Source organism: Mycobacterium sp. PTI7 (assembly GCF_056679845.1).
The window spans coordinates 1665614-1690974 of the sequence record NZ_CM155252.1 but is presented as its reverse complement, the minus strand read 5'-3'; the positions used below and the strand labels follow the sequence as shown (position 1 = coordinate 1690974).

Annotated in this window: 22 protein-coding genes; 10 read left to right on the top strand and 12 right to left on the bottom strand. The window is 69.4% G+C overall.

What is annotated here, in order from left to right; translation table 11 throughout:
• Positions 1 to 1293: a threonine ammonia-lyase IlvA gene (ilvA, locus tag AC1MEY_RS08195; protein WP_480230178.1), complete on the bottom strand. Its 1293-nt coding sequence runs from the start codon at positions 1291 to 1293 to the stop codon at positions 1 to 3.
• A 101-nt stretch (positions 1294 to 1394) separates the two neighbouring features.
• Here ilvA and AC1MEY_RS08190 point away from each other — a divergent pair, with 101 nt between their 5' ends.
• The gene (locus AC1MEY_RS08190; RefSeq protein ID WP_480230177.1) at positions 1395 to 1601 is read left to right on the top strand and encodes a hypothetical protein; all 207 of its coding nucleotides are present in this window, start codon (positions 1395 to 1397) and stop codon (positions 1599 to 1601) included.
• On the opposite strand, the gene AC1MEY_RS08185 is transcribed toward AC1MEY_RS08190, so the two are convergent.
• The 7 genes from AC1MEY_RS08185 to lspA form a co-directional block, all read right to left on the bottom strand.
• Positions 1598 to 1975, bottom strand: a complete 378-nt coding sequence (locus AC1MEY_RS08185) for an SRPBCC family protein (RefSeq protein WP_480230176.1) — start codon at positions 1973 to 1975, stop codon at positions 1598 to 1600. The two genes, AC1MEY_RS08190 and AC1MEY_RS08185, sit on opposite strands and share 4 nt — an antisense overlap.
• Before the next feature lie 9 nt (positions 1976 to 1984).
• Entirely contained in the window at positions 1985 to 3613 is a 1629-nt protein-coding gene (locus AC1MEY_RS08180; RefSeq protein WP_480230175.1) for a glycosyltransferase family 39 protein, read from the bottom strand.
• 114 nt (positions 3614 to 3727) lie between these two features.
• Positions 3728 to 7270, bottom strand: coding sequence for a DNA polymerase III subunit alpha (gene dnaE / locus AC1MEY_RS08175; protein ID WP_480230174.1), 3543 nt, complete (start codon positions 7268 to 7270; stop codon positions 3728 to 3730).
• Positions 7271 to 7282: 12 nt separating this feature from the next.
• Positions 7283 to 7981, bottom strand: coding sequence for a TetR/AcrR family transcriptional regulator (locus tag AC1MEY_RS08170; protein ID WP_480230173.1), 699 nt, complete (start codon positions 7979 to 7981; stop codon positions 7283 to 7285).
• 111 nt (positions 7982 to 8092) lie between these two features.
• Positions 8093 to 9001 (bottom strand): EamA family transporter RarD, encoded by a 909-nt coding sequence (gene rarD / locus AC1MEY_RS08165; protein WP_480230172.1) that lies wholly within the window; start codon positions 8999 to 9001, stop codon positions 8093 to 8095.
• Positions 8998 to 9924 carry an RluA family pseudouridine synthase gene (locus tag AC1MEY_RS08160; RefSeq protein WP_480230171.1) on the bottom strand — a complete coding sequence of 309 codons (927 nt, stop codon included), beginning with the start codon at positions 9922 to 9924 and terminating at the stop codon, positions 8998 to 9000. The genes rarD and AC1MEY_RS08160 overlap by 4 nt, the downstream gene beginning before the upstream one ends.
• On the bottom strand, positions 9921 to 10568 hold the full coding sequence (lspA, locus tag AC1MEY_RS08155; RefSeq protein ID WP_480230170.1) for a signal peptidase II: 648 nt from the start codon (positions 10566 to 10568) through the stop codon (positions 9921 to 9923). The genes AC1MEY_RS08160 and lspA overlap by 4 nt, the downstream gene beginning before the upstream one ends.
• 73 nt (positions 10569 to 10641) lie before the next feature.
• Here lspA and AC1MEY_RS08150 point away from each other — a divergent pair, with 73 nt between their 5' ends.
• Positions 10642 to 11568, top strand: a complete 927-nt coding sequence (locus AC1MEY_RS08150; protein WP_480230169.1) for an asparaginase — start codon at positions 10642 to 10644, stop codon at positions 11566 to 11568.
• A 30-nt stretch (positions 11569 to 11598) separates the two neighbouring features.
• Here the strand turns inward: AC1MEY_RS08150 and AC1MEY_RS08145 are convergent, their stop codons facing one another.
• Entirely contained in the window at positions 11599 to 12966 is a 1368-nt protein-coding gene (locus tag AC1MEY_RS08145) for a DNA polymerase IV (protein WP_480230168.1), read from the bottom strand.
• 42 nt (positions 12967 to 13008) lie between these two features.
• Between AC1MEY_RS08145 and AC1MEY_RS08140 the strand changes: the two genes are divergently transcribed.
• Positions 13009 to 13224, top strand: a complete 216-nt coding sequence (locus tag AC1MEY_RS08140) for an RNA-binding S4 domain-containing protein (RefSeq protein WP_480230167.1) — start codon at positions 13009 to 13011, stop codon at positions 13222 to 13224.
• A gap of 22 nt (positions 13225 to 13246) precedes the next feature.
• On the top strand, positions 13247 to 14575 hold the full coding sequence (locus AC1MEY_RS08135) for a hypothetical protein (RefSeq protein WP_480230166.1): 1329 nt from the start codon (positions 13247 to 13249) through the stop codon (positions 14573 to 14575).
• A gap of 15 nt (positions 14576 to 14590) precedes the next feature.
• Here the strand turns inward: AC1MEY_RS08135 and ileS are convergent, their stop codons facing one another.
• Positions 14591 to 17848: an isoleucine--tRNA ligase gene (gene ileS / locus AC1MEY_RS08130; protein WP_480230165.1), complete on the bottom strand. Its 3258-nt coding sequence runs from the start codon at positions 17846 to 17848 to the stop codon at positions 14591 to 14593.
• Positions 17849 to 18072: 224 nt separating this feature from the next.
• The gene (locus AC1MEY_RS08125; RefSeq protein ID WP_480230164.1) at positions 18073 to 18690 is read right to left on the bottom strand and encodes a condensation domain-containing protein; all 618 of its coding nucleotides are present in this window, start codon (positions 18688 to 18690) and stop codon (positions 18073 to 18075) included.
• A 136-nt stretch (positions 18691 to 18826) separates the two neighbouring features.
• Between AC1MEY_RS08125 and AC1MEY_RS08120 the strand changes: the two genes are divergently transcribed.
• The 3 genes from AC1MEY_RS08120 (at position 18827) to AC1MEY_RS08110 (ending at position 21968) form a co-directional block, all read left to right on the top strand.
• Positions 18827 to 19192 carry an XRE family transcriptional regulator gene (locus tag AC1MEY_RS08120; protein WP_480230163.1) on the top strand — a complete coding sequence of 122 codons (366 nt, stop codon included), beginning with the start codon at positions 18827 to 18829 and terminating at the stop codon, positions 19190 to 19192.
• A gap of 45 nt (positions 19193 to 19237) precedes the next feature.
• Entirely contained in the window at positions 19238 to 19972 is a 735-nt protein-coding gene (locus AC1MEY_RS08115) for a hypothetical protein (protein WP_480230162.1), read from the top strand.
• 271 nt (positions 19973 to 20243) lie between these two features.
• Complete coding sequence (locus tag AC1MEY_RS08110) at positions 20244 to 21968, top strand: AMP-binding protein (RefSeq protein WP_480230161.1); 1725 nt, start codon at positions 20244 to 20246, stop codon at positions 21966 to 21968.
• A 21-nt stretch (positions 21969 to 21989) separates the two neighbouring features.
• On the opposite strand, the gene AC1MEY_RS08105 is transcribed toward AC1MEY_RS08110, so the two are convergent.
• Positions 21990 to 22709 (bottom strand): glycosyltransferase, encoded by a 720-nt coding sequence (locus tag AC1MEY_RS08105; protein ID WP_480230160.1) that lies wholly within the window; start codon positions 22707 to 22709, stop codon positions 21990 to 21992.
• A gap of 131 nt (positions 22710 to 22840) precedes the next feature.
• On the opposite strand from AC1MEY_RS08105, the gene AC1MEY_RS08100 reads away from it, so the two are divergent.
• The 3 genes from AC1MEY_RS08100 to AC1MEY_RS08090 are packed head-to-tail and all read left to right on the top strand — an operon-like array spanning position 22841 to position 25310.
• The gene (locus tag AC1MEY_RS08100) at positions 22841 to 23770 is read left to right on the top strand and encodes an ATP-binding cassette domain-containing protein (RefSeq protein WP_480230159.1); all 930 of its coding nucleotides are present in this window, start codon (positions 22841 to 22843) and stop codon (positions 23768 to 23770) included.
• Positions 23767 to 24510, top strand: coding sequence for an ABC transporter permease (locus AC1MEY_RS08095; protein ID WP_480230158.1), 744 nt, complete (start codon positions 23767 to 23769; stop codon positions 24508 to 24510). Before AC1MEY_RS08100 ends, AC1MEY_RS08095 begins: the two co-directional genes overlap by 4 nt.
• Positions 24507 to 25310, top strand: a complete 804-nt coding sequence (locus tag AC1MEY_RS08090; RefSeq protein WP_480230157.1) for an ABC transporter permease — start codon at positions 24507 to 24509, stop codon at positions 25308 to 25310. Before AC1MEY_RS08095 ends, AC1MEY_RS08090 begins: the two co-directional genes overlap by 4 nt.
• The last annotated feature ends 51 nt before the right edge of the window (positions 25311 to 25361 follow it).

The window sequence follows — 25361 nt, the reverse complement described above, 5'->3', positions numbered from 1 at the left end:
TTACGTCAGGTAGCGGTAGGTCGGCGAGCCGGGCTCGAGGAGTTCGGACTGGCAGTCCGACGTCTTCATTCTCGCCAGCAGGCCCTCGAGGTCGGCGGCCGATCCCAGCTGGATGCCGACGAGCGCCTCACCGGTCTCGCGGTTGTTGCGCTTGACGTACTCGAACAGCGTCACGTCGTCGTTGGGGCCGAGCACCTCGTCGAGGAAGCGGCGCAGCGCACCCGGCTCCTGGGGGAAGTCGACCAGGAAGTAGTGCTTGAGGCCGAGGTGCACCAGCGACCGCTCCAGCACCTCGCCGTAGCGCGACACGTCGTTGTTGCCGCCGGACACCAGGCACACGACCACCGACCCCGGTTCGACGTCGGCCTCGATCAGCGCGGCGACCGACAGCGCGCCCGCGGGCTCGGCGATGATGCCCTCGTTCTGATAGAGGTCGAGCATCGCGGTGCACACCGCGCCCTCGTCGACGGTGGTCACCGACACCATGTCGCCCGCGGCGGTGAGCGCGGCGAACGGCAGCGCACCGGTGCGTGCGACCGCCGCGCCGTCGACGAACTGGTCGACGTGCTCGAGCGTCACGGGTTCGCCCTTGGCGAGCGCGGCGACCATCGCGGCGGCGCCGGCCGGTTCCACGCCGAGCACCGACGTGGTCGCCGTCCGCTCCGCGAGGTAGGTGGTGACGCCGCTGAAGCAGCCACCCCCGCCGACGGGGACGATGACGAGGTCGGGCTCCTCGCCCAGCTGCTCGAGGATCTCGACGGCGATGGTGCCCTGACCGGCCATCGTGCGCAGGTCGTCGTACGGCGGCACGAGCGTCGCGCCGGTGCGTGCGACGTCGTCGAGCGCCGCGGCCGCCGCGACGTCGTAGGTGTTGCCGCCGACGATCAGCTCGATGAAGTCGCCGCCGTGATAGCGGATGCGGTCACGCTTCTGCTTGGGCGTCTTCGCCGGCACGTACACCCGGCCGTGCACGCCCATCGAGCGGCACGCGAGCGCGAAGCCCTGCGCGTGGTTGCCCGCCGACGAGCACACCACGCCCGCGGCGAGTTCCTCGGGGCCGAGCTGCATGAGCAGGTTGTAGGCGCCGCGCAGCTTGTAGGAGCGGACCGCCTGCAGGTCCTCGCGCTTGAGGTAGACCCGGGCGCCGGTGAGGGTGGAGAGCCGGTCGCTGAACTGCAGCGGGGTCTTCGCGACCACGTCGACGATCCGCTCGGCGGCCGCATCGATGTCCGCTGCGGACAGGGGTGAGTTCAGCGGCGATCGACGGGGTTCCTGGCTCAGCTCGGCGGACACCGCTCAATGGTGCCACCGCAGAGGTCCGGTACCGAAACCGTGCGACCCTGATCCGGTGTTTCGGGTGGCCGAAACTTCGGTTGCGAGCTACTGTGGAGAACATGACCGCACCAACGAACACACCGGGACGGGTGCTCATCGCGGGCGTCCCGTGGCCGGTCTACAAGCTGGTGGCGCTCGCCGTCGGAATGCTGGTGTTCGTCCTGGTCGGCGTGGCCACCCTCGCCGTCGAGTCCGCCGTCGTCGCCGGTGCCGCCGCGGCCGCCGTGACCTGGCTCGGGCTCGGCCTGTTCCGCTCCGAGCGCTAACGCTCGAGCAGCTCGCGCAGCCTCTCCAGGTCCGCGACCACCGCACGCGCGTCCGCCTCGAAGGCCTCGTCGGTCACCCCCGGCTGACGCCGCAGCGTGAAGACCACCTCGCACCGACCCGGATCCGCCGGGATCACCCGCATCGGGTTGTAGAACTCGTCCCCGCCCGGCAGGGTCACCACGTGGTCGAGCACGCCGAACGCGTTGGTCGGCGCGAAGGCGACGTCCGCGTCACCGAGTGCGGGGTCGGCCAGACCGGCCGCCCATCGCGCCAGATGGCGAGGATCGGACGCGAAGGCGTACACCGCCTCCGGCGCGGCCTCGATCCACACGCCGAGGTGCCGTGACCGTTCCTGCGGGTGCTGGGAATTCATGGGTCCATCTCACGTCGACGGTGGGACCGACCGCAAGACCTGGGTCATGTTGAACTGCCAGCGCTCCACCGCGCGGAAGCCCATCGCCGCGGGCACCCGGTAGGCCGCCACGGACCCCAGCCGCGGGCCGGGATCCAGCGCGTCGGCCCGTTCGTGCGCGGGCCGGGTGCGGTCGCGCTCGGTGATCGTCCACACCGCGGGACAACCGCGCAGGGCGCCGGCCCACTCGGTGATCGGGCGCCGCGACTCGAACAGCGCGCCGCGCTCGACCCCGGTCGCGATCAGGCCGTCGTCGCGCAGCTTGGCGTACGCCGACCGCCTGCCCGCGGTGAGCGCCTCGACGACGTCGGGCGGGGCCGTGACGTCCACGTTGAGGCAGTCGGCGTCCGCTGCCCGGGCGGCGACGAGGTCGGCCACCCGGCTGGAGTCCTGCGCCATCTTGGCGTACGGGCCGCGCTGTGCGACGTAGTTGGGCGTCGCGGCCACCGCCAGTACGACGAGGATCAGGGCGATCCACCGCGGGTCCCGGCCGACGACGGCGACGCACGTGCCGAGCACCAGCGCCAGCCCGGGCACCGTGAACGCGAGATAGTGCGGCTGGTACATCGGATTGCCGACGAGCGAGTAGGCCACCACCACCAGGGTGGGCACCGCGATCCAGGCACCTGCGAGCCGCAGGAGCAGCGCCGAACCCGCGACCGGTCCGCCGCGCGCCCGCCTCCGGACGGCGACGACGGCCAGCACCAGGACCGCGACGATGAACGGCGCGACGAGCGCCCAGGCGTGCAGGGCGGCCGAGACCTGCTCGGGGCTCACGGTCTGCTGCGCGTCGAGTCCGGTGGCCCGGGCGCTGTCCGAGTAGACCGCGGGGAAGTACTGGTCGCCGAGGATCTGTCCGAGCGTGCCCGGATTGATCGGCCAGATCCAGCTGACCTGACCCTGCTGGGACTTGATGACGAGCAGGTACGGCGCCACCGCGGCCGTCGCGGCCACCACGGCGGTCAGCCAGGCCCGGATCACCCGGCCACGCTCGGGCCCACTCCCCCAGACCAGCACCGCGTGCGCCCCGACGACCAACAGGACGAAGACGTTGCCGACGGCCGCCAACGCGACGCCCACCGCGTACACCACCCAGAGCCACCCGCGGTTGCGCCGACAGGCGACCACACATAGCACCGTCAGCCACGTGGCGTCGACCATCGACAGGGCGTAGGACCGTGCCTCCACGCCCGCCCACGTCGTGCGCGGCAGCACCGCGAACACCACTCCCGCGGCCACCGCGACCGAGCGGGTGGACAGTTGCCTGCCCAGCACGACCACGCCGGCTGCGGCGACGCCGACGAACAGCGCGCTCGGGACGCGCGCCCATCCCTCGGTCGCGGGGAAGACGGCGAACCAGGCGTGCATGACGAGGTAGTAGAGACCGTGGACGGCGTCGACGTGGCGGAGCAGGTCCGCCATCTCCGGCAGCGTCCGCGTCGCGGCGGACACCGTGGCCGACTCGTCGAACCACAGCGACGGATTGGGCGCACCCACCACGCTCACCGCGAAGGCGAGGACTCCGATCAGCAGGGCGTCCCAGCGCCCACCCACTGTCGTGGACGTGGTGCGGCGATCGCTGTCGACCGCGACGTTCATGGCGATGTTCCCTCGAGCCGGCGGTCAGAGCACCGTAACAGCCGGCGCCCGCCGCCGCAGAACGGCTGTGCCCGTAGGGCGTTCACCTCGGACGACGGCGAACCCGCCGAGGGGTCAGCTGCCGAGGCACCCCGGGCCGAGCAGCGCCTTCAGGTCGCCCATGAGCGCCGACGACGGCGTGACGCGCAGCCCCTGATCGAGTTCCAGCGTGGTGATGCGTTCCCCGCTGATCAGCCGCAGGTGCACCTGTGACGTTCCCGGATGGTTCGCAAGCACCTGCTTGAGGGCGGTCACCTTCTCCACGGTGCACTGCCGCGTGGGCAGGCTCACGGCCAGCGGTCGGTTGGCCTGCGCACTCGAGAAGTCCGGCACCACCAGGTCGTTGACGATCAGCGACAGCCGGTCGTCTCGGGCGTTCACCTTGGCGCCGATCACGACCACCGCGTCGTCGGCGATGTCGGCGCCGAACGTCGCGTACGTCTGCGGGAAGAACATCACCTCGATGCCACCGGTCAGATCCTCGAGCTGCGCCGACGCCCAGGGCAGACCGTTCTTGTTGACCCGTCGGTTGACCGACGCCAGGATGCCGCCGACGCGGACCTGCGTGTCGGCGGCGACGTCGCCGTCGAGGATCGCCGGGATCTGCGTGTCGACCTGGGTGGCCAGCAGGTGCGCGACGCCGTTGAGCGGGTGGCCGGAGACGTAGAGGCCCAACATCTCCCGCTCGAGGGCGAGTTTGTGCTTGTCCTCCCACTCGTCGTCGGGCACCTTGATCGTGAACACGCTGTCCATCGCGTCCGACGCCGACCCGTCCGCACCGCCGAACAGGTCGAACTGACCCATCGCCTCGGCCTTCTTGGTGCCGAGCACCGAGTCGACCGCGTCGGTGTGGATGAGGAACAGGCCCTTGCGGGAGTGCCCCAGCGAGTCGAAGGCACCGGCCTTGATCAGCGACTCCGTCACCTTCTTGTTGCAGGCGGTGACGTGGATCTTGTTCAGGTAGTCGGAGAAGTCGGTGTACTTGCCCTTCTCGGCGCGCGTGTCGATCAGCGAGGCGACGACGTTGGTGCCCACGTTGCGCACCGCACCCAGCCCGAACCGGATGTCGGTGCCGACGGAGGCGAAGTTGAGCACCGACTCGTTGACGTCGGGAGGCAGCACCGTGATGCCGAGCCTGCGGCAGTCGGCGAGGTAGACCGCCGCCTTGTCCTTGTCGTCGCCCACGGAGGTCAGCAGGCCGGCCATGTACTCGGCCGGGAAGTTGGCCTTGAGGTAGGCGGTCCAGTACGACACCAGGCCGTAGCCCGCCGCGTGCGACTTGTTGAACGCGTAGCCGGCGAACGGAAGGATGGTGTCCCACAGCGCCTTCACGGCCTTCTCGGAGAAGCCGTTGGCGGTCATGCCCTCCTTGAAGCCCTGGTACTCGGCCTCGAGTACCTCGAGCTTCTTCTTGCCCATCGCCTTGCGCAGCGCGTCGGCCTTGCCCATCGAGTAGGAGGCGACCTTCTGGGCGATCAGCATGATCTGCTCTTGGTAGACGATCAGGCCGTACGTCTCGGAGAGGATCTCCTTGAGCGGTTCCTCGAGTTCGGGGTGGATCGGCTTGATCGCCTGCCGGTCGTTCTTGCGGTCGGCGTAGTCGTTGTGGGCGTTCATGCCCATCGGGCCGGGCCGGTACAGCGCGAGCACGGCCACGATGTCGTTGAACTCGGTGGGCTGCATGCGGCGCAGCAGGTCGCGCATCGGGCCGCCGTCGAGCTGGAACACGCCCAGAGTGTCACCGCGGGACAGCAATTCGTAGGCCGCGGGATCGTCGAGCGACAGCGTCTCGAGGTCGAGGTCGATGCCGCGGTTGGCCTTGATGTTCTCGATGCAGTCACCGATGATCGTCAGGTTCCGCAGCCCGAGGAAGTCCATCTTCAGCAGGCCGATGGCCTCGCACGACGGGTAGTCCCAGCCGGTGATGACCGCGCCGTCCTGCGCGCGCCGCCACAGCGGGATCGCCTCGATCAGCGGCTCGGAACTCATGATGACCGCACACGCGTGCACGCCGGCGTTGCGGACCAGACCCTCGAGACCACGCGCGGTCTCGTAGATGGTGCGGACGTCGGAGTCGGTGTCGATGAGGCTGCGGACCTCCGCGGCCTCCTTGTACCGCTCGTGGGTGGGGTCGGTGATGCCCGACAGCGGGATGTCCTTCGCCATGATCGGCGGCGGCAGGGCCTTGGTGATGCGGTCGGCGATGGCGAAGCCGGGCTGCCCGTAGTTGACGCGGGCGGAGTCCTTCAGCGCGGCCTTGGTCTTGATGGTGCCGAACGTGATGACCTGCGCGACGCGGTCACTGCCCCACTTGTTGGCGGCGTAGCGCAGCATCTCGCCGCGGCGACGATCGTCGAAGTCGATGTCGATGTCGGGCGCGGACGGGCGTTCCGGGTTGAGGAACCGCTCGAACAGCAGGCCGTGCGGGATCGGGTCGATGTTGGTGATGCCCATCGAGTAGGCCACCAGCGATCCGGCGGCCGACCCGCGGCCGGGACCCACCCGGATGTCGACCGAGCGGGCGTAGTTGATCAGGTCGGCGACGATGAGGAAGTACGCCGGGAAACCCTTGTCGCAGATGACGTTGATCTCGTAGTCGGCCCGGACGGTGTACTCCTCGGGCACGCCGCCCGGGAACCGCCGCTGGAGGCCCTCGGCGACCTCGTGCCGCAGCCAGGTGCCCTGGTCGTGACCCTCGGGCACCGGGAAGACGGGCATCCGGTCCTTGGGCGCCCACACGTCGTCGTAGGACTGCACGCGCTCGGCGATGAGCAGCGTCGAGTCGCAGGCGCCCGGCACCTCGGCATCCCACAGGGCGCGCATCTCCGACGCCGGCTTGATGTAGTAACCGTCGCCGTCGAACTTGAACCGGGCGGGGTCGGACAGGGTCTTGCCGGTCTGCACGCAGAGCAGCGCCTCGTGGTTGCGCGAGGCTTCCTTGGTGACGTAGTGGCAGTCGTTGGTCGCCAGCGGCGGGATGCCGAGTTCGCGTCCGATCTCGAGCAGCCCCTCCCGGACGCGGCGCTCGATCTCGATGCCGTGGTCCATCAGCTCGAGGAAGAAGTTCTCGGCGCCGAAGATGTCGCGCCACTTGGCGGCGGCCTCGAGCGCCTCGCGCTTCTGGCCCAGCCGCAGCCGGGTCTGCACCTCGCCCGACGGGCAGCCAGTGGTGGCGATGATGCCCGCGGCGTTCTCGGCGATGATCTCGGCGTCCATGCGCGACCACTTGCCGAGCTGGCCCTCGAACGAGGCGAGCGACGACAGCTTGAACAGGTTGCGCAGGCCGGTCGCGTTCTCGGCGACCATCGTCATGTGCGTGTAGGCGCCGCTGCCGGAGACGTCGTCGCTCTTCTGGCTGGGATCGCCCCATTGCACGCGCTTGGTCTCGAACCGCGACGCGGGGGCGATGTAGGCCTCGACGCCGATGATGGGCTTGACGTCCACATCTCTTGCGGCGTTGTAGAACTCGCTGGCCCCGAACATGTTGCCGTGGTCGGTCATGCCGAGTGCCGGCATGTCGAGGCGCTTGGCCTCGGCGAACATGTGCTTGACCTTCGCCGCACCGTCGAGCATGGAGTATTCGGTGTGGTTGTGCAGGTGCACGAAGGATCCGCTCATAGGGTCGTCAGTCTATGGCCGACCTCCGACGGCGCTCGGCGTGTCGCGGTACGTGTCCCCGGAAGTCGCGTCCGCGGCCGGTCCGGTGACCAGTCCGTGTGCGAACAGCGCGCCGAGTTGCCTGGTCACCCTGGTCATGTCGGTCCGCTCGTCGAGGAATCCGGCGCACATCCCGACACCCCACAGCACCGAGTGCAGCATGTCGGCGATCGGGCCGATCCGCGTGTCGGCCACCAACTCGCCGCGATCCACGGCCTCGGTGACGAGGGTCACCAGGTGGGCGCGCAGGGCGCCGCCGCGCTCGAAGCCGAGCGACGGGTTGCGGCTCGCCTCGAGCCGCGCGCTGATCAGGAACGCGACCTGTGACGCGTCGTGGAACTCGGTGTCGTGGATGGCGGTCACCAACGCGGCCAGCGACTCCGCCAGCGTGTCGCACCTCGGGGCGTTGGCAATGCTCTCGGCGACCAGGCCGCCGGCCTCCGCGACGAGCGCGTCGTAGATCTCCTCCCGTGAGGAGAAGTAGTAGTGCAGCGTGGGGCGGCTCAGGTCGGCCTCGACGGCGATCGCCTGGAAGGTGGCCGCCGGGTAGCCGCGCTGGTTGATCACCCGCCGTGCGGCATCCAGGATGCGGCCGCGCGTGACCACCGAATCCGACCCGACCGGCCGACCGCGCCGCCTCGCCGTGCGCGGGCGTTCATCGGTTTGCGACATGGGTCTCGACCTCACCGGCGGGGGTTCGGGTACGCGCCGAGCAAACCGTATGACATAGCTACCCGACCGTCAACTGCAGCACCCCGATGTGCTTACGTGCGCGAATGCCTGCTAGGCGTCGGCAGCGGGAGCGGACGCGGACTTGCCGCGCAACGCACCCAGCGTCATCACCAGCAGGGCCACCCAGATCAGGCCGAAGCCGATCCAGCGCGCCGTCGGCATCGGCTCGTGGCCCACCAGCACGCCCCACGCCATCTGCAGCGCCGGGTTCAGGTAGAACAGCAGACCCACGGTGATGAGCGGCAGTCGCTGCGAGGCCGCCGCGAACAGCAGCAGCGGGATCGCCGTCACCGGACCCGCGAGCACCAGCAGCACGGTGTGGCCGGTGCCGTAGCCGACGAAGTGCCCGTTCCCCAGCACCTCGAGCGCCACCAGGTAGCCGCCGGCAATCGGCAACGCCAGCAAAGTCTCGACCGCGACGCTGACCCGAGGGTCGGCGTCGACGACCTTCTTCACCAGTCCGTACAGCGCGAACGACACCGCCAGGCCGACCGCGATGTACGGGGGCGACCCGACCCCGGTCGTCAGCACCACGACGGCGACGACGGCGATCGCCAGAGCGACCAGTTGCCAGCGGCTGATCCGCTCGCGCAGCACCAGCACGCCGAGCGCGACGGTCACCAGCGGGTTGATGAAGTAGCCGAGCGCGGCGTCGACGACGTGTCCGTGGGTGGCCGCGAAGATGTAGATGCCCCAGTTGCAGGAGACCAGCGCCGACGCCGCGGCGAGCTGCAGCCACGTCCGGACGCTCAGCCTGCGCAGGTCGCCGATCCGGCGTGCGACGAGCAGCACCAGCACCAGACACACTGCGCTCCACACGATCCGGTGGGCGAGCACCTCCAGCGAACCGGAGGGCAGCAGCAGCGGGAAGAACCCCGGACACAGCCCCCACCACGTGAAGGCGCCGACCCCGAAGAACACCCCGGAGCGGTGTCGCGCCCGTTCGAGCTGAGAGGTCACGACTCGTGGCGCAGGGTGTCCAGGGCGTGCTGGAGGTCGGCGGGATACGGGCTGGTGATCTCGACGCGGCGACCGTCCGAGGGATGGGCGAACGCCAGCGACCGGGCGTGCAGCCACTGTCGCTCGAGACCCAGTCGGGCGGCGAGCGTCGGGTCGGCGCCGTAGGTGAGGTCGCCGCAGCACGGGTGGTGCAGTGCCGAGAAGTGCACCCGGATCTGGTGCGTGCGGCCGGTCTCGAGGTGCACGTCCAGCAGGCTGGCGCGGACGAACGCCTCGACGGTGTCGTAGTGCGTGACGCTGTCGCGGCCGCCCTCGGTCACCGCGAACTTCCAGTCGTGGCCCTTGTGGCGTCCGATCGGCGCGTCGATCGTGCCGCTCGACGGGTCCGGATGGCCCTGGACCAGCGCGTGATAGCGCTTGTCGACGGTGCGCTCCTTGAACGCGCGCTTGAGCAGCGTGTACGCACGCTCGGAGAGCGCCACGACCATGACGCCCGACGTCCCGACGTCGAGGCGGTGCACGATGCCCTGCCGCTCGTGGACGCCCGAGGTGGTGATCCGGAAGCCCGCGGCGGCCAGACCGCCGAGCACGGTCGGGCCGGTCCAGCCGACCGACGCGTGCGCCGCGACCCCCGCCGGCTTGTCCACGGCCACGATGTCGTCGTCGGCGTAGAGGATGGTCATGCCCTCGATGTCGACCGCCGGGTTCTCCAGCGGGCCCGCCGGTTCCGGCAGGGTGACCTCGAGCCAGGAGCCGGCGACCAGGCGGTCGGACTTGCCCGCGGGCTGTCCGTCGACCGCGACGCCGCCGTCCTCGGCGATCCCGGCGGCGGCGGTGCGGGACAGGCCGAGCATCCGGGCCAGGCCGGCGTCGACCCTCATGCCCGCCAGCCCCTCGGGGACCGGCATGGAGCGGGTGGTCACTTCTCGGCGTCGTCCGACGCGCGGGGGGTGACGGGCTCATCGGCGACCTCGTCACCCGGGTCATCGGCCGGGTCGTGGGCCACGTCGTCGCCGGACCGGTGCCGGTCGGCGGCGTCGAAGTCGAACCCGAACAGCGACAGCACCACCAGCAGGATCGCCCCGCCCACCACGGCCGGGTCGGCGACGTTGAACACCGGCCACCAGCCGATCGACAGGAAGTCCACGACGTGCCCGCGCAGCGGCCCGGGCGACCGGAAGAACCGGTCGACGAGGTTGCCCAGCGCGCCGCCGAGGATCATCCCCAGCCCCAGCGCCCACCACGGCGAGACCAACCTGCGGCCCATCCACACGATGCCGACGACCACGCCCGCGGCGACCAGCGTCAGCACCCAGGTGTATCCGGTGGCCATCGAGAACGCCGCGCCGGAGTTGCGCACCAGCGTCCACGTGACGGTGTCCCCGATGATCGACACCGGCTGCCCCGGCACCAGCAGCCGCACGGCCAGCACCTTGGTCACGACGTCGAGGGCGAGCACCACGGCCGCGACCGAGAGCAGCAGGCGCATGCGGCGTCGCGGGGACCGCGGGGCGATGGCCCCGTCCGCGGTCACTGGCTCGACCGAGCCCGTTGAATCGTCAGTCACTCCTCCATCATCCCAGCATCTGCGTGGGGAATGATCGGCGCATGAGCGAAGCGTGCGAGCGGATCGGCGACTGGTGACCCGGATCGTCGTGATCACCACCGGCGGGACGATCGCCACCAGCGCGGATGCCGACGGGGTGGCGCGGCCCACGCACGGCGGCGCGGACCTGGTACGGACCCTGGACACCGGCGTCGACGTCGAGGTCGTCGACCTGCTGGCGGTCGACAGCTCCGAGCTGGGACCGGACGAGTGGGCGCGGATCGCCGCCGCGACCGGGGCGGCGTTCGACGCCGGTGCGACGGGCGTCGTGATCACCCACGGCACCGACACCATGGAGGAGACGGCGCTGTGGCTCGACCTGTCGGGGCCGGTGGCGGGCCCGGTGGTCCTCACCGGCGCGATGCTCAGCGCCGACGCGCCCGACTCCGACGGCCCGGCCAACCTGCGCGACGCGGTCGCCCTGGCCGGTGACCCCGGCGCGTCGGCCCCGGGCGTGGCGGTGTGTCTGGCCGGCACGGTGTGGCAGCCGCTCGGGTTGACCAAGACCTCGTCCGGGTTCGTGGGCGAGGTCATCGGGGCGGTGACGGCCGCGGGCGTCACGGTCACCGGGCAGGCCAGACGACCGCGGCTCGGTCGGGCGCTGAAGCCGTCGGCCCGCGTCGACGTGGTCGCCACCTACGCCGGCAGTGACGCCGTCGCCATCGACGCCCACGTCGCCGCCGGTGCCCGCGGCATCGTGCTGGAGGCCATGGGGTCGGGCAACGCGGGGCCGGCGGTCGTCGACGGCGTGCGCCGCGCGCACGAGGCGGGCGTCGCCGTCGTCGTGTCGACGCGGGTTCCCGGCGGGCGGGTCTCGGCGCGGTACGGTCCCGGCCGGGCGTTGGCCGACGTGGGCGCCGTCCCCGCGCCGACGCTGCGGCCCGCGCAGGCCCGGGTGCTGCTGATGGCGACGATCGCGGCGGGCGCCGACGTCGCGACCGTCTTCGCCGAGTGGGGGTAGCGGGCCGGAGCCCGGGCCCTGACGCTCGAACTAGGGGTCCCGGGGCTCGTCGCCCGTCATCCGGCGGACGTAGTCCGGCCAGTCCAGACTGTCGACCGGGTTCGCCCGGGTCACCTCGGGCGACCCGATGGGCACGGTGTGCGCGGGCCCGGCACCGGAACCCCGGGTCTCGAACCGGATGGTCATCACGCCGTGTCCCGCGCCCTGCACCCAGCCGTGCCCGTACGACGTGTGCGTGACGTCGTCCCCGATCCGCCACTCCGCGGCCGCGGGCGTCGCCGGATCGACCTCGGCAGGCGGCGGCACGCCGGCCGCGGTCTCCAGCGTCTGCTCCAGGTCGGGAAACAGGGACTCCTGCTGCACGTCGGACAGACCCGAGAAGCCCACCCCGAGCAGCCGGATCGGACCGATCTCGACGGGATCGAGCAGCAGTCGGCGGGCGGCGGTGATCAGCGTGGTCGCGTCGGTGGTGGCGTAGGGCAGCGTGGCCGACCGGGTCAGCGTGCCCATGTCCGACTTCTTCATCTTGACCGTGACGGTGCGCGCGCCGCGACCGTCCTTCTCCAGCCGGGCGTGGGCGTGCTCCCCGATGGGGCCCACGGCGTCGCGGACCTGGGCCAGGGTGGTCAGGTCGACGGCGAACGTCGACTCGGCGCTGATCTGCTTCGAACTGGCCCGCTCGGCGACCGGGCGATCGTCGATGCCGCGGGCCAACCGGTGCAGCGCGGGCCCGACCGTGGCTCCGAGGACGTCGGCGGCCTCGGCGTGCGTCAGGGCGGCCAACGCGCCGATGGTGTCGATGCCCAGCCGGTGCAGTCGCTCCTCGGCCACCGGACCGATGCCCCACAACCGGCGTACCGGGAGGCCGGCCAGCAGGGACACCTCCCGGTCGCGGTCGACGACCCGGATGCCGTCGGGCTTGGCGAGATCCGAGGCGATCTTGGCGATCTGCTTGCCCGACCCCGCCCCCACCGACGCCACCAGGCCGGTCTCGGAGCGCACCCGCGCCCGCAGGTGTTCGCAGAAGCGCTCGACGTCGGCGGCCGAGGCGCCGGCCAATTCGACGGGTTCGCCGAACGCCTCGTCGAACGAGAGTTGTTCGAGCACCGGCACCATCGCACGCACCGTGTCCAGCACCCGGTTGCTGGCGACGCCGTAGACCACGCCGCGCGGCGGCAGGACCACCGCCGCCGCGCCGACGAGCCGACGGGCCTGGTGCATCGGCATCGCGGACTTCGCCCCGAAGCGGCGCGCCTCGTAGCTGGCGCCGGCGACCACGCCGCGGCCGCCCAGACCGCCGACGAGCACCGGCCGGCCACGCAGCGTGGGACGCGTCAACTGCTCGACGGACGCGAAGAACGCGTCCATGTCGAAGTGCAGGACCCAGCGTCCGTCCATCATCGCGATGCTAGTTGGCGTCCGGGGGCTAGCCTGACGTCCATGGACCACGACGTCCCGATAGGCGACGGGTCGATCCGCCTCGGACAGTTCCTCAAGCTCGCGTCGCTGCTCGACAGCGGTTCGGATGCCAAGGCCGCCATCGCCGACGGGCTCGTCACCGTCAACGGCGAGGTCGAGGTGCGGCGCGGCCGCCAGCTCCACCCCGGCGACACCGTGACGATCAACGGCGCGACGGCACGGGTCACCCAGGGCTGACCCGCCGACATAGCATGTCCGCGTGGACAACACGCTCGCATACATCGACCAGGGCTCGTTCCTCGCGTTGCGCGCCCTCGGCCGGGGTCCGCTGATCCAGTTCACCTGGGTGTACGACCGGCCGGTCGACGTCGACGGGTTGCGCCGCTTCCACGCCAACCTCGGGCACGGCCTGCTCGGCCGCCGCATCGAACGATCACCGCTGCCGTTCGGACGGGACCGGTGGGTGGCCGCGCCGGGGCCCGACACGCTCGAGATCGGCACCAGCGACCGCGCCCGCGAGGACGTGTGGGTGTGGGCCGACGAACGGGTCCGCCTGCCGATCGACCCGCAGACCGGGCCGTCGTGGCATCTGGGCGTGCAGCCCCTCACCGACGGTGGCGCGGCGGTGACCCTCGTGGTGTCGCATTCGATCGGCGATGCGATGGCGATCAACCTGGCGGTCATGGACGCGGCGCGCGGCCTGCGCCGCGACCTCGGCTACCCGCCGCCGGGCTCCCGGCCCCGCGGCCGCTCGATGCTCGAGGACGGCCGCCAGACGCTGCGCGACGTGCCCGAGATGGCCCGCGCGGTGGCGTCGGCCGTCCGCGTCGCACGTTCGGAGCGCGACGGTCTCGCCACGTCGGTCAAGTCCGGGTCCAAGCAGCGCTCGCGACGGGCGCCGGTGCAGGTGGTCGTGCCCAACGCGACGGTCTTCTTCGACGCGGCGCAGTGGGACGAGCGCGCGAAGAGCCTGAACGGCACCAGCAATTCGCTGTTCGCGGCGGTGGGCGCGCGCCTCGGCCGACTCCTCGGGCGCGTCGACGACGACGGTCTGGTCAGGTTGTCGCTGCCCGTCAGCGAACGCGGCCCCGACGACACCCGGGCCAACGCGCTCACCGAGGCGTCGGTCACCGTCGACCCCGAGAAGGTGGTCACCGACCTGACCGATCTGCGCCGCGACGTCAAGGCGGCCCTGACCGCGCTCGGCGTCGCCCCGAACGAACTCCTCGGCCCGCTGGCCCTGGTCCCCCTCACGCCGGCCGTGCTCGTGCGCCGCCTCGAGGGCATGGTGCAGCAGGTCGGCAGTCCCATCGGCTGCTCGAACCTCGGCGAGTTCTCCGCCGAGGTGAACCGCCCCGACGGCACCGACGCGGACCGGTTCGCGGCCCGGCTGATCGAGCCCAAGGTCACCACCGACGTGCTCGACCGGATGGGCGGCCTGCTGTTCCTGGGCTGCGCCCGCATCGGCGGCCGCGTCTCGGTGACCGTCGCGAGCTGGGTGCCCGGCGGCCCCAACACCCGTGCGGCGATCCAGGATTCGGTGCGCCGCACGCTCGACGACCTCGGGTTGGTCGGCGCCGTCGAGTGACGGGTGCCGACTCGATCACGGCTGGTGCTTCCGAAGTTTGATGCGGTAACCCCCTCCCACGGTTCCGTCGAGTTGACCGTCCCGGTTGCGTACTACGCCACCCTGCATATCGGCTTCTGAACGATCCCGGGGGCGCACTGCGATCGACGGGTCGAGAAGGATGATGAAGCTGGTCGCGAGAACTTCATGCGCTATTAGGTTCCGGAGTTCGTCGAACCAGCCCTCCGGCAACGCCGGAACCCCTAGCTCTAGGTCAATACGATCGCTCACCTCTAGACCGCCTTGCCGACGGAACTCTTGAATCTCACGAACCATGTCACGCGCCCAGCCCTCGGCCTCGAGTTCCGGAGTGACCGTCCCGTCCAGCACCACCAGGCCGGCATCAGAAGGCAGCGCTGCGGTGGACTCCGGCTCAACGGCAACCAATTTTGAAAAATATTCACCGGGCTGCAGCACAGTCGTTCCGACGGTCATGGTGCCTCTATGCCCGTCAAACTGTCCCTCACCCGCCTTCATCCTTTTAATCACTTCCTGCACTTGCTTGCCCAGCCGAGGCCCGGCGATCCTCGCGTTCACGGAGTGCTCAAAACGTCCATATCGGCGTACATCTTCGGTCAGGTCGACCTCCTTGACATTGACCTCATCCTTGATCAACCGTCTGAACTCGTCCCAATCCTGCTCTGACTGTCTCAACATCGACGGATTTTCAAGCGCCACTGTCAGTTTGGGCAAAGGCAGCCGCACTCGCAGCTTCTTCGCTTTACGCAGTGACGACCCGGCCGAGCAGACTTCGCGTACCTGGTCCATGGCGGCGACCAGATCCAAGTCTGCGGGCACGACACCAGGTTCCGGCCAGTCGGTCAGGTGTACCGACCTTTCGCCCGTGACGCCCCGCCAGATCACCTCGGCGATCAATGGCAGTAAAGGCGCCGCAAGCCTGCCGGTCACCTCCAGGACGGTGTGCAGGGTGTCGATCGCGTCGGCGTCCTCCTCCCAGAACCGCGAACGCGACCGGCGCACGTACCAGTTTGTAAGCGCATCGGTGAATTGCCGCAGCTGATCGCAGGCGCCGGAGATGTCGCACACGTCGAGCGACGCCGTGAGGTCGTCGCGCAGCACGGCGAGTTTAGCCAGCACGTACCTGTCCAGGACGTGTGGCGAGTTGGTCCGCCAGGTGCCCTTCTCCGGGGCGTACAGCGTCAGGAACGTGTAAGCATTCCAGAAGGGGAGCATCACCTGACGGACCCCGTCGCGGATGCCCTGCTCGGTGACGACCAGGTTGCCGCCGCGCAGGATCGGCGACGCCATCAGAAACCAGCGCATCGCGTCGGATCCGTCGCGGTCGAACACCTCGCTGACGTCGGGGTAATTGCGCAGCGACTTGCTCATCTTCTGACCGTCATTGCCCAGCACGATGCCGTGGGCGACGCACGTCTCGAACGCGGGCCGGTCGAACAATGCGGTGGCCAAAACGTGCAGGGTGTAGAACCAACCGCGCGTCTGACCGATGTATTCAACGATGAAATCCCCTGGGAAATGTGCTTTCTCGTTCCCCGATCCGTCGAACCAGTCCCGGTTCTCGAACGGGTAGTGCACCTGGGCGTACGGCATCGACCCGGAGTCGAACCACACGTCCAGCACGTCCTCGATGCGGCGCATCGTCGACCGGCCCGTCGGGTCGTCGGGGTTGGGCCGGGTCAGCTCGTCGATGAAGGGCCGGTGCAGGTTGTCCGGCCGCACCCCGAAGTCGCGCTCGAGTTCGTCGAGGCTGCCGTACACGTCGATGCGGGGGTACTCCGGATCGTCCGACGTCCACACCGGAATCGGCGTGCCCCAGTAGCGGTTTCGGGAGATCGACCAGTCCCTGGCGTTCGACAGCCACTTGCCGAACTGGCCGTCCTTGACGTGTTCGGGGTACCAGGTGATCTGCTGGTTCAGTTCGACCATGCGGTCGCGGAACGCGGTGACCTGGACGAACCAGGACGACACGGCGCGGTAGATCAGCGGGTTCCGGCAGCGCCAGCAGTGCGGGTAGGAGTGGTCGTAGGTCTCGTGCCGCAGCAGCACCGGCGCGTTGACCGCGGCGGGGCCGGTGCCGTTCTTGAGGTCACGGATGATGTCGGGGTTCGCCTCGAACACCTGCAGGCCGGCGTAGTCCGGGACCGTCCGGTCGAACCGGCCCTTGGCGTCGACCGGGGTGACGGCCACGATGCCGGCGAGGTCGGCGGTCGCCTTGTCGTCCTCGCCGTAGGCCGGCGCCATGTGCACGATGCCCGTGCCGTCCTCGGTGGTGACGAAGTCGCCGGGCAGCACCTGGAAGGAGTTGCGCGCCTCGTCGGAGTCGACGAAGTACGCGAACGGCGGCAGGTACCGCAGGCCCACCAGGTCCCGGCCGGGATGGGTCGCGAGGACGGTCGGCTCGTCGCCCAGTTCGCGGGCGTAGGACGCCAGCCGCGACTGCGCCAGCACGAATCTGCGGCCGTCGGCCTCGACCACCACGTAGTCGATCTCGGGGTTGACGGCGACCGCCTGGTTCGACGGCAGGGTCCAGGGCGTGGTGGTCCAGATCAGCAGGTGGGCCCCGTCGAGGTCGTGGGCCGCCGCCGTGCCGTCGCCGACGATCCGGAAGCCGACCGTCAGCGCCGGATCCTGCCTGCTCTGGTAGACGTCGTCGTCCATGCGCAGCTCGTGGCTGGACAGCGGGGTCTCGTCGTTCCAGCAGTAGGGCAGCACCCGGTTGCCCTGGTAGGCCAGGCCCTTGTCCCACAGCTGCTTGAACGCCCAGATCGCCGACTCCATGAACCCGAGGTCGAGCGTCTTGTAGTCGTCGTCGAAGTCCACCCAGCGCGCCTGCCGGGTGACGTAGGCGCGCCACTCCTCGGTGTACCGGAGCACCGACGCCCGGCAGGCGTCGTTGAACTTCTCGATGCCCATCTCGTCGATCTGGCTCTTGTCGGTGATGCCGAGCTGCCGCTGCACCTCGAGTTCGGCGGGCAGCCCGTGGGTGTCCCACCCGAAGCGGCGTTCCACCTTGTGCCCGCGCATGGTCTGGTAGCGCGGCACGATGTCCTTGACGTAGCCCGTCAGGAGGTGTCCGTAGTGCGGCAGGCCGTTCGCGAACGGCGGTCCGTCGTAGAAGACGAACTCCTTGGCGCCGTCGCGCCGGTCGATGCTGGCGCGGAACGTGCCGTCGCGGTCCCAGTAGTCGAGGACCTCGAGTTCGAGGTCGGGAAAGCTCGGCGAGCCGCTCGTCGGCTTGGGGTAGGCGCTCATGGCGTCTCGGGTCTCCTGTGCCAGGTCATCGGCACGGGGACGACGTCGCGCAGTTGCGCGAACACCGCGGTACCACCCCGCTTGCGCACCGGGGTGCGCCTCTCTGGTGTGGGGCTGTGACGGGCCCACCCGTTCGGTTCTACTGGGCGCGCTCGCGCGTGCCGTTCTTCCGAAGGCTCCCCGGTGATGGCCGGATCAGCGCCGCACCCAGGATTCTAGGACGGTCAGTACGCCATGGCGAGTTCGGCGCCCGCGACGATGGGTGCCGAGGCCTCCGAGGTGAGTTCGATCAGCGCGTACGGGAACTGCTCGGCGATCTCCTCGACCGTGTAGGCCTCGAAGCTGCGGGCGTCGTACCACCAGTCGAGCACCATGACGCCGCCCCGGCGGTAGGCGTGCAGTTCGAGCGCGTGACCGAGACCGGCGGAGCCGGCGTCGCCCTTGTCGAGGGCGAACAGCACGTCGGCGACCGCGTCGGCGGAACCGTGCGCGCCGTGTACGACCTGGTAGAGCGTCAGCGCGGCCACGGCACGGTGGACGCCGGACAGCATCTCGGTGGCGGTCAGGTCGGCCGGTCCGGCGCAGGCCAGCGCGACCGGGTGGACCGCTGCGCCGTGACCTGCGACGTCGACGGTGACGGCACCGTCGCCGACGGTGCGCTGCAGCGCCCGGCCGAGCGCCGCGAGCAAAATTTCCTCGGCCGTCAGACCGAGCGCGGAACCGGCGCCGTCGAGCTCCATCGTCACGACGTCGGTCAGCGGGGCGGAGTGCACGGCGAGGTCGTCGCGCACGGGCCGTCCATCGGCGTCGTAATCGGTCAGCTGCATGTTTGCGCGGATCATGTCGATCACGGTACAGCCTCATTCCCAGAAATGGGATACCTCTCTCAGAACTGTGACGACCATGTCAATAAGGAGCAATCAGTCCGGGTTTTGGCCCGCAGTGCCCAAATGCGGGATGTCCAGCTATGGTGTATCGATGCCACGCACAGACGAGAACGGCAGGCAGCTCAAGGCCCTGCTCGACTACCTGCTCGACGGTGACGTCGAGGCGAAGGCGATCTACGACGCGCTGGGTACCTCTAGCAGCACGTACTACCGGCGGATCAAGGAAGCCGACTACCCCAACGCCGAGGAGCTGCGCCAGGTGTCGGACCGCTTCGCCCTCAGCTACCCCGACCTGCAGGTCCGGTTCGGCCTGATGAGCCGCGAAGAGGTCTGGAGCTACCTCGAGTCCGCACCGGTGACGGTGGCCACCGCGACCGAGACAGTTACCGAACAACGCACGATTCGGCGGCCCAAGCTGTCCGAAATGTCTCCGCGGCAGGACGCGCCACCGCTTTAGCAGTAGTATTTGCTGAATCAATTCCGCGCTCAAAGGCGACACGTCATGGCCCTGGCAGTACTCATCGTCATCACGATGCTGTGCATCGCGTGGAGTCTGTGGATCCGGCGGCTGACCTGGTCGTGCCGGTGGGAGGTCGCCGCCACGCTCAACATCGCACTGCAGGGCGCCACCGTGCTGCTGATGTCGCCGCTCGCGTCCGAGACCCTGGGCCACTGGCTGCACTCGCTGACCGGCAAGTGGAACCTCGAGGACTACATCGGCCACGACCTCTACATCGTCGCGGCGTCGGCCATCGTCTACAACGCACTCGGACGCCTCCAGGACGACCACGCGCTGCACGCCACCTTCAAGCAGTACGTCGAGCGGCCGGCCACGCTGTGCATCCCGCTACTCCTGGCCACCTTCACGCTGGGCAACGGGGCGGCGATCTACCGGCCCGACTTCTTCGAGGTCCCGACGGACTTCTGGCTGACCGCCTACTGGGTGCTGCTGTGCGGGACGCTCATCTACCTGCTCGGCTACGGGTCGCGGGCGCTGATGATCCTGCGCAAGGACCCCCGCTCGCGGCGCGTCGCCAACATCTACCTCTTCGCGTCGTTCTGCGGGATCCTGGCCTGCGTCGTGCGCATCGTGACGTCGTTCGTGCCCGCGCTGCAGGCGATCGAGAACGGCACCCTGGTCTGGCTGTTCGCCTGCATGTGCGGCGCGGTGTTCGCGCTCACCTCGGCACACTCCTGGCGCGTCAAGACGAAGTGGTTCTCGACCGCCGACCGCTGACCGCTCCACCACCGACGCGGCGAATGAATTCGTTGCTCGGCACCTCATACCGATCTTTCGTATCCGAACGGCGGCAAATGAGGAAAAAGGTACTGAACCAACGTGTTCGGTGACCCACCGACGGGCATCGTCGCCGGTCGGAGACGTATTCGCAATGGCGCGACGGGCTAACTTACTGTGCAGTAGCCGTTTTCGCTATGCTGCGCATCGCGTGGTTTGATTCCTTAAGCTCGAACCATCCCATCCACATCCGAAGCAGAGGGGGTCCGCCATGCTCGACTCGTCGATTCCCGCGATCCTTCGCGAACGAGCCAGCCTGCAACCCAACGACCCTGCGTTCACGTTCATCGACTACGACCGTGACTGGGAGGGCGTCGAGGAGACGCTGACGTGGGGGCAACTGCAGCAGCGGGTGGTCGCGCTCGCCGCCGAGATCCGCGAGCACGCTCAGATCGGCGACCGCGTCGTCATCCTTGCGCCGCAGAGCATGTCCTACGTGCTCGGGTTCCTCGCCTCGTTCGAGGCCAACGTCGTCGCCGTACCGCTGTCCACGCCGATGGTGGGCGCACACGACGAGCGCGTCGCCGCCGTCGTGCGCGACGCCCGTCCGACGGTGCTGCTCACCACCGCGGACACCGTCGCCGCCGTCACGCCGTACGCCACGCCGCAGGACGACCAGCCCGCGCCCGCGGTGATCGTGGTCGACGAACTCGACCTGAGCGTTCGCCGCCGGTCCACGTCGCGCCGCGAGACCCCGCCGGCGACCGCATACCTGCAGTACACGTCCGGCTCGACCCGCATCCCGGCCGGCGTCATGGTCTCGCAGCGCAATCTGTTCGCGAACTTCGAGCAGCAGGTGGCGGCACTGCTCAGCGAGTACGGCAAGGTCGCGCCCGTCGGCACCACCACGGTGTCCTGGCTGCCCTTCTACCACGACATGGGCCTCATCCTCGGAATCTGCGCTCCCATCATGGGCGGCTGGCAGTCGGTGCTGATGAGCCCCATCGCCTTCCTGCAGCGGCCGGCGCGCTGGGTGCAGCAGCTGGCCAAGCGCAGCCGCGCGCTCACCGCGGGTCCCAACTTCGCGCTCGACCTGGCGGCGGCCCGCACCACCGACGAGGACCTCGCGGGACTCGACCTCGGCGACGTGCTCGCGATCATCTGCGGAGCCGAACGCGTGCAACCGGTTTCGGTCAAGCGGTTCACGTCGCGGTTCGCGAAGTTCAACTTCCAGGGCCGGGTGGTCCGACCCTCCTTCGGGCTGGCCGAGGCCACCCTGTTCGTCGCCACCGACGACCCCGCGGTGCCCCCGGTGGTCGTCACGTTCGACACCGAGAAGCTCACCGCCGGAATGGCGAAGCGCAGCACCACCGGGACCGGCCTGATCAGCTACGGCGTTCCACAGTCGCCGCAGATCCGCATCGTCGACCCGGAGAGTCGCCACGAGGCGCCCGCCGCCACCATCGGCGAGATCTGGGTGCGCGGCGAGAACGTGTGCGCCGGGTACTGGAACAAGCCCGAGGAGACCGAGCACACCTTCGGCGGCGTGCTGGCGGCCGACCCGGAGTCCGACGAGAAGTGGTTGCGCACCGGCGATCTGGGGTTCATCGACGACGGTGAGCTGTTCATCATCGGCCGCATCAAGGACCTGCTGATCGTCCGCGGCCGCAACCACTACCCCGACGACATCGAGGCCACCGTGGGCGCGGTCTCGGGTGGCCGCGTCGCGGCCATCTCGGTCACCGACGACACGACCGAGCAGCTGGTCGCGATCGTGGAGATGAAGGAGCGTGCCACCCCCGAGGAGACCCGGGAGCGGCTCGCCAGCGTGAAGAGCGACATCACCGCGGCGATCTCGACCGCACACGGCATCAGCGCCGCCGACCTGGTTCTCGTTGCGCGCGGGTCGATCCCGATCACCACCAGCGGCAAGATCCGCAGGCAGGCGTGTGTCGAACAGTATCGGCAGGGACGCTTCGTCCGTCTGGACTCGTGACGGCTCGTGACCGCCCGAGGATCAGCGGATCTCCTTCCACTCCTTGCTCGTCGACTTCCGGAACAGGAACACCGTCAGCGAGTTCGTGAACCAGCTCCACAGCAGCCGGGGCCAGCCCACCGCGTGCGCACGGCGACCGGTGTGAAAGACCTTGAGCGAGCCCACGAATCGCGTCTGACCGCGTTTGGACAGGCGCCGGAACAGGTCCATGTCCTCGGCCGCGGCGAGCCGCTCGTCGAATCCGCCGACGGCACGGAACGCGTCGGCGGTGATCATCTGGAACTCTCCACCGGAGGCGCCGATGCCGAACACGTTGTTCTGCAACAGGAATTGATAACCCAGCATCCGGAAGACGTAGCGGTCGAAGCGGGTCGCGGCGTCGGCGAACACGCCGTACCTGACCGTCATCGCGACCAGTCGCGGGCGGCGGCGGAACTCGTCGTGCGCCACGCGGAAGAAGTCGTCGATGTCGGGGATCACGACGTCCGCGTCGACGAAGACCAGGTAGTCCCCCTTGGCCGCGGCGGCTCCCATATTGCGGGCCATCGCGATGGTCTGCCGCTCCGGCCGGTCGTAGACGATGACGTCGTCCGCGTACGCACGGCACAGCTCGATGGTGCCGTCGTGGCTGTTGCCGTCGGACACCAGGATCTCGTGCTCACCGGAGTACTCGGCCAGGCACCGGAGCGTCTTCTCGATGGTCTTCGACTCGTTGAGCGTCGGGATGACGAACGAGATCATGTCAGGTACCTCACGCAGTCAATCCTCCAGGAGATCGGTGGGCACCCTCGCCGCGACGGAATGCGTCGCCCGAAAGTCGAACGGCGCAGCGGGAAGTCATCCTACCGGCGCGACCACGGTATCGTGATCCCGTGATCGAGGTGGAGGGCGTCGGCAAGTCGTTCGGCCCGTTGCCGGCCCTGCGGGACGTGAGCTTCTCCGTTCCGACGGGCTCCATCTGCGGTCTGCTGGGGCACAACGGCGCCGGCAAGACCACGATGGTGAAGATCCTCTCGACCCTGCTCGAACCGTCCACCGGCCGGGCGATCGTCGCGGGTCACGACGTGGTCGCCGCCCCCGACGAGGTGCGCGCGAGCATCGGCGTCACCGGTCAGGACGCCGCACTCGACCCGGCGCTGACCGGCCGCGAGAACCTCATCCTGTTCGGCCGCCTGCGCGGCATGCGGCGCAAGCAGGCCCGTGGCCGCGCCGACGAACTCATCGAGCGCTTCGACCTCGGGTACGCCGCCGACCGCGGCGTCGGCACATACTCGGGCGGCATGCGGCGCCGCATCGACATCGCCGTCTCGCTCGTCGTCCCGCCCACGGTGCTGTTCCTCGACGAACCGACCACCGGACTCGATCCGCGCAGCCGCCGCGACGTGTGGTCGCTGGTCTCCGACCTCGCCGCCCAGGACGTCACCGTGCTGCTCACCACGCAGTACCTCGAGGAGGCCGACGTCCTCAGCGACTCGATCGTCATCCTCGACGCCGGCCGGGTGATCGCCTCCGGCACCGCCGATGCGCTCAAGCGGCGCATGGGCTTCAGCTACTGCGAGGTCACGCCCCTGCATCCCGAGGACCTGGCCCGCGTCGCCGCGGTGCTCGGCGTGTACGAGGGGGCCGAGGTCGACGCCGACAACAACACCGTCTCGGTGCCGGCGCCCAACGGTGTGTCGACGCTCGGCGAGGTGTTCCGCAAGCTCGAGGAACTCGACGTCGAGTTGATGGACATCTCGCTGCGCAAGCCGTCGCTGGACGAAGTGTTCCTGCACCTCACCGGTCCCACGCTGACGGTATGACCGGAGTCGTCGCCCTCACCGAACGGTTGATCCACCGCGGTGTCCGCAACCTCGACATCGTCTTCGCGGTGCTCGCCCCCATCCTGACCTTCGTCGGCTTCGTGGTCGCGCTACGCGAGGTGATCGACACCGGCGGCATCAGCTACTCCCAGTACGTCCTGCCCGCGGTCGTGGTGCAGGCCATGCTTTTCGGGGCGCTGAACACCACCGACATCGCGGCCACCGAGCGGGCCACGGAGTTCGGCGTGCGGCTGCGGACCCTGCCGATCTCCATCTATGCGCCGCTGGTGGCGCGCATGTCCTACTGCCTGATCCGCGGGCTGCTGGCGCTCGCGGCCGCGGTCGGCGTCGCCTACGCATTCGGCTTCCGGATGGAGGGCGGCTTCCTCCTCGGCGTCGCGTTCGTCGTGCTGTCGTTGACGCTGACGCTCGCGCTGTCGTTCGGCGCCGACGCGATCGGCGCACGCGCGAAGCGCTCGGACACGTCGAGCCAGCTGCTCCTTATTCCGCAGCTGCTGCTGGTCCTGCTGTCGACGGGGATGGCGCCGGTCGCGTCGTTCCCCGGCTGGGTGCAGCCGTTCGTGCAGTACCAACCGATCTCGCAGATCACCGAGACGCTGCGCAACTTCGCCAGCGGGCAGGTCGAGGCACCCAACCTCGCGATCACCCTGGCGTGGTGCGTCGCGCTCGTCGTGGGTCTCGGCGTGCTGGCCCTGCGGTCCCAGCGGGTGCCGCGATGACGACCCCCATCTCGTCGACCATCGAGCCGTCGCGCTTTCCGCTGCTCTCCGAGAGCGCCGTCTTCGCGGGCCGGTTGCTCACCAAGTGGCGACGCAGCCCGCTGATCCCCCTGCAGTCGCTGCTCTTCCCCACGATCCTGCTGTTCGTCTACTACATGCTGGTGAGCACGTCGATGGCGCGGCTCACCGGCAGCAACAACCTCGACGTCGTCGTGGCGATGTGCGCGCTCGCCGGCGGCATGTCGGGCTCGCTGGCCGCGGCACTGTCCATCCCGGACGAACGCGACAACGGGCTGCTGAGCCGCTTCTGGATGATGCCGGTGCACCGTGCCAGCGCCCTGCTAGGCACCCTGGCGGCAGAAGCGGCCCGCACGCTCGTCGCCACCGTCGTGATCACGTTCGTGGGAGTCCTGCTGGGCCTGCGGTTCGAGGGCGGCCCCTGGGCTGCGGTGCTCTTCGTGCTGATCCCGGTGTGCTGGGTGACTGTCTACGCGACGCTGGTCGTCGTCGTGGCCCTCGAGTTCCAGAGCAGGACCATCCTGACGTGGTTCAGCACGTTCTCCCTCGGGGCCGTCTTCGGCAGTACCGCCGTCGCGCCCCGCGAGGTCTTCCCGGACTTCATCTATCCGATCGTCCAGTATCAGCCGATGTCGCCCACGATCGAGTCGATGAAGGCGCTGGCGCGCGACGGGTTTGCGGTGCAGCCCTTGGCGTGGACTTTTGCGTGGGTGATTGCGGTGGGCGCATTGGTCGGCTTGTTGGCCATGCGGAGTTATCGCAAGGCCGCGCAGTCCGGCTGAATTGAATTGCGCACGGCGAGCATCCCGATGTTCCTGGTAATGCGCTGAAGC

Bases quoted from the DNA above. Each gene is read 5' to 3' on its own strand.
- AC1MEY_RS08190 (WP_480230177.1), top strand. From the start codon at position 1,395: ATGACCGCACCAACGAACACACCGGGACGGGTGCTCATCGCGGGCGTC.
- AC1MEY_RS08185 (WP_480230176.1), bottom strand. From the start codon at position 1,975: ATGAATTCCCAGCACCCGCAGGAACGGTCACGGCACCTCGGCGTGTGG.
- AC1MEY_RS08180 (WP_480230175.1), bottom strand. From the start codon at position 3,613: ATGAACGTCGCGGTCGACAGCGATCGCCGCACCACGTCCACGACAGTG.
- dnaE (WP_480230174.1), bottom strand. From the start codon at position 7,270: ATGAGCGGATCCTTCGTGCACCTGCACAACCACACCGAATACTCCATG.
- AC1MEY_RS08170 (WP_480230173.1), bottom strand. From the start codon at position 7,981: ATGTCGCAAACCGATGAACGCCCGCGCACGGCGAGGCGGCGCGGTCGG.
- AC1MEY_RS08145 (WP_480230168.1), bottom strand. From the start codon at position 12,966: ATGGACGGACGCTGGGTCCTGCACTTCGACATGGACGCGTTCTTCGCG.
- AC1MEY_RS08140 (WP_480230167.1), top strand. From the start codon at position 13,009: ATGGACCACGACGTCCCGATAGGCGACGGGTCGATCCGCCTCGGACAG.
- ileS (WP_480230165.1), bottom strand. From the start codon at position 17,848: ATGAGCGCCTACCCCAAGCCGACGAGCGGCTCGCCGAGCTTTCCCGAC.
- AC1MEY_RS08125 (WP_480230164.1), bottom strand. From the start codon at position 18,690: ATGATCCGCGCAAACATGCAGCTGACCGATTACGACGCCGATGGACGG.
- AC1MEY_RS08120 (WP_480230163.1), top strand. From the start codon at position 18,827: ATGCCACGCACAGACGAGAACGGCAGGCAGCTCAAGGCCCTGCTCGAC.
- AC1MEY_RS08115 (WP_480230162.1), top strand. From the start codon at position 19,238: ATGGCCCTGGCAGTACTCATCGTCATCACGATGCTGTGCATCGCGTGG.
- AC1MEY_RS08110 (WP_480230161.1), top strand. From the start codon at position 20,244: ATGCTCGACTCGTCGATTCCCGCGATCCTTCGCGAACGAGCCAGCCTG.
- AC1MEY_RS08105 (WP_480230160.1), bottom strand. From the start codon at position 22,709: ATGATCTCGTTCGTCATCCCGACGCTCAACGAGTCGAAGACCATCGAG.
- AC1MEY_RS08095 (WP_480230158.1), top strand. From the start codon at position 23,767: ATGACCGGAGTCGTCGCCCTCACCGAACGGTTGATCCACCGCGGTGTC.
- AC1MEY_RS08090 (WP_480230157.1), top strand. From the start codon at position 24,507: ATGACGACCCCCATCTCGTCGACCATCGAGCCGTCGCGCTTTCCGCTG.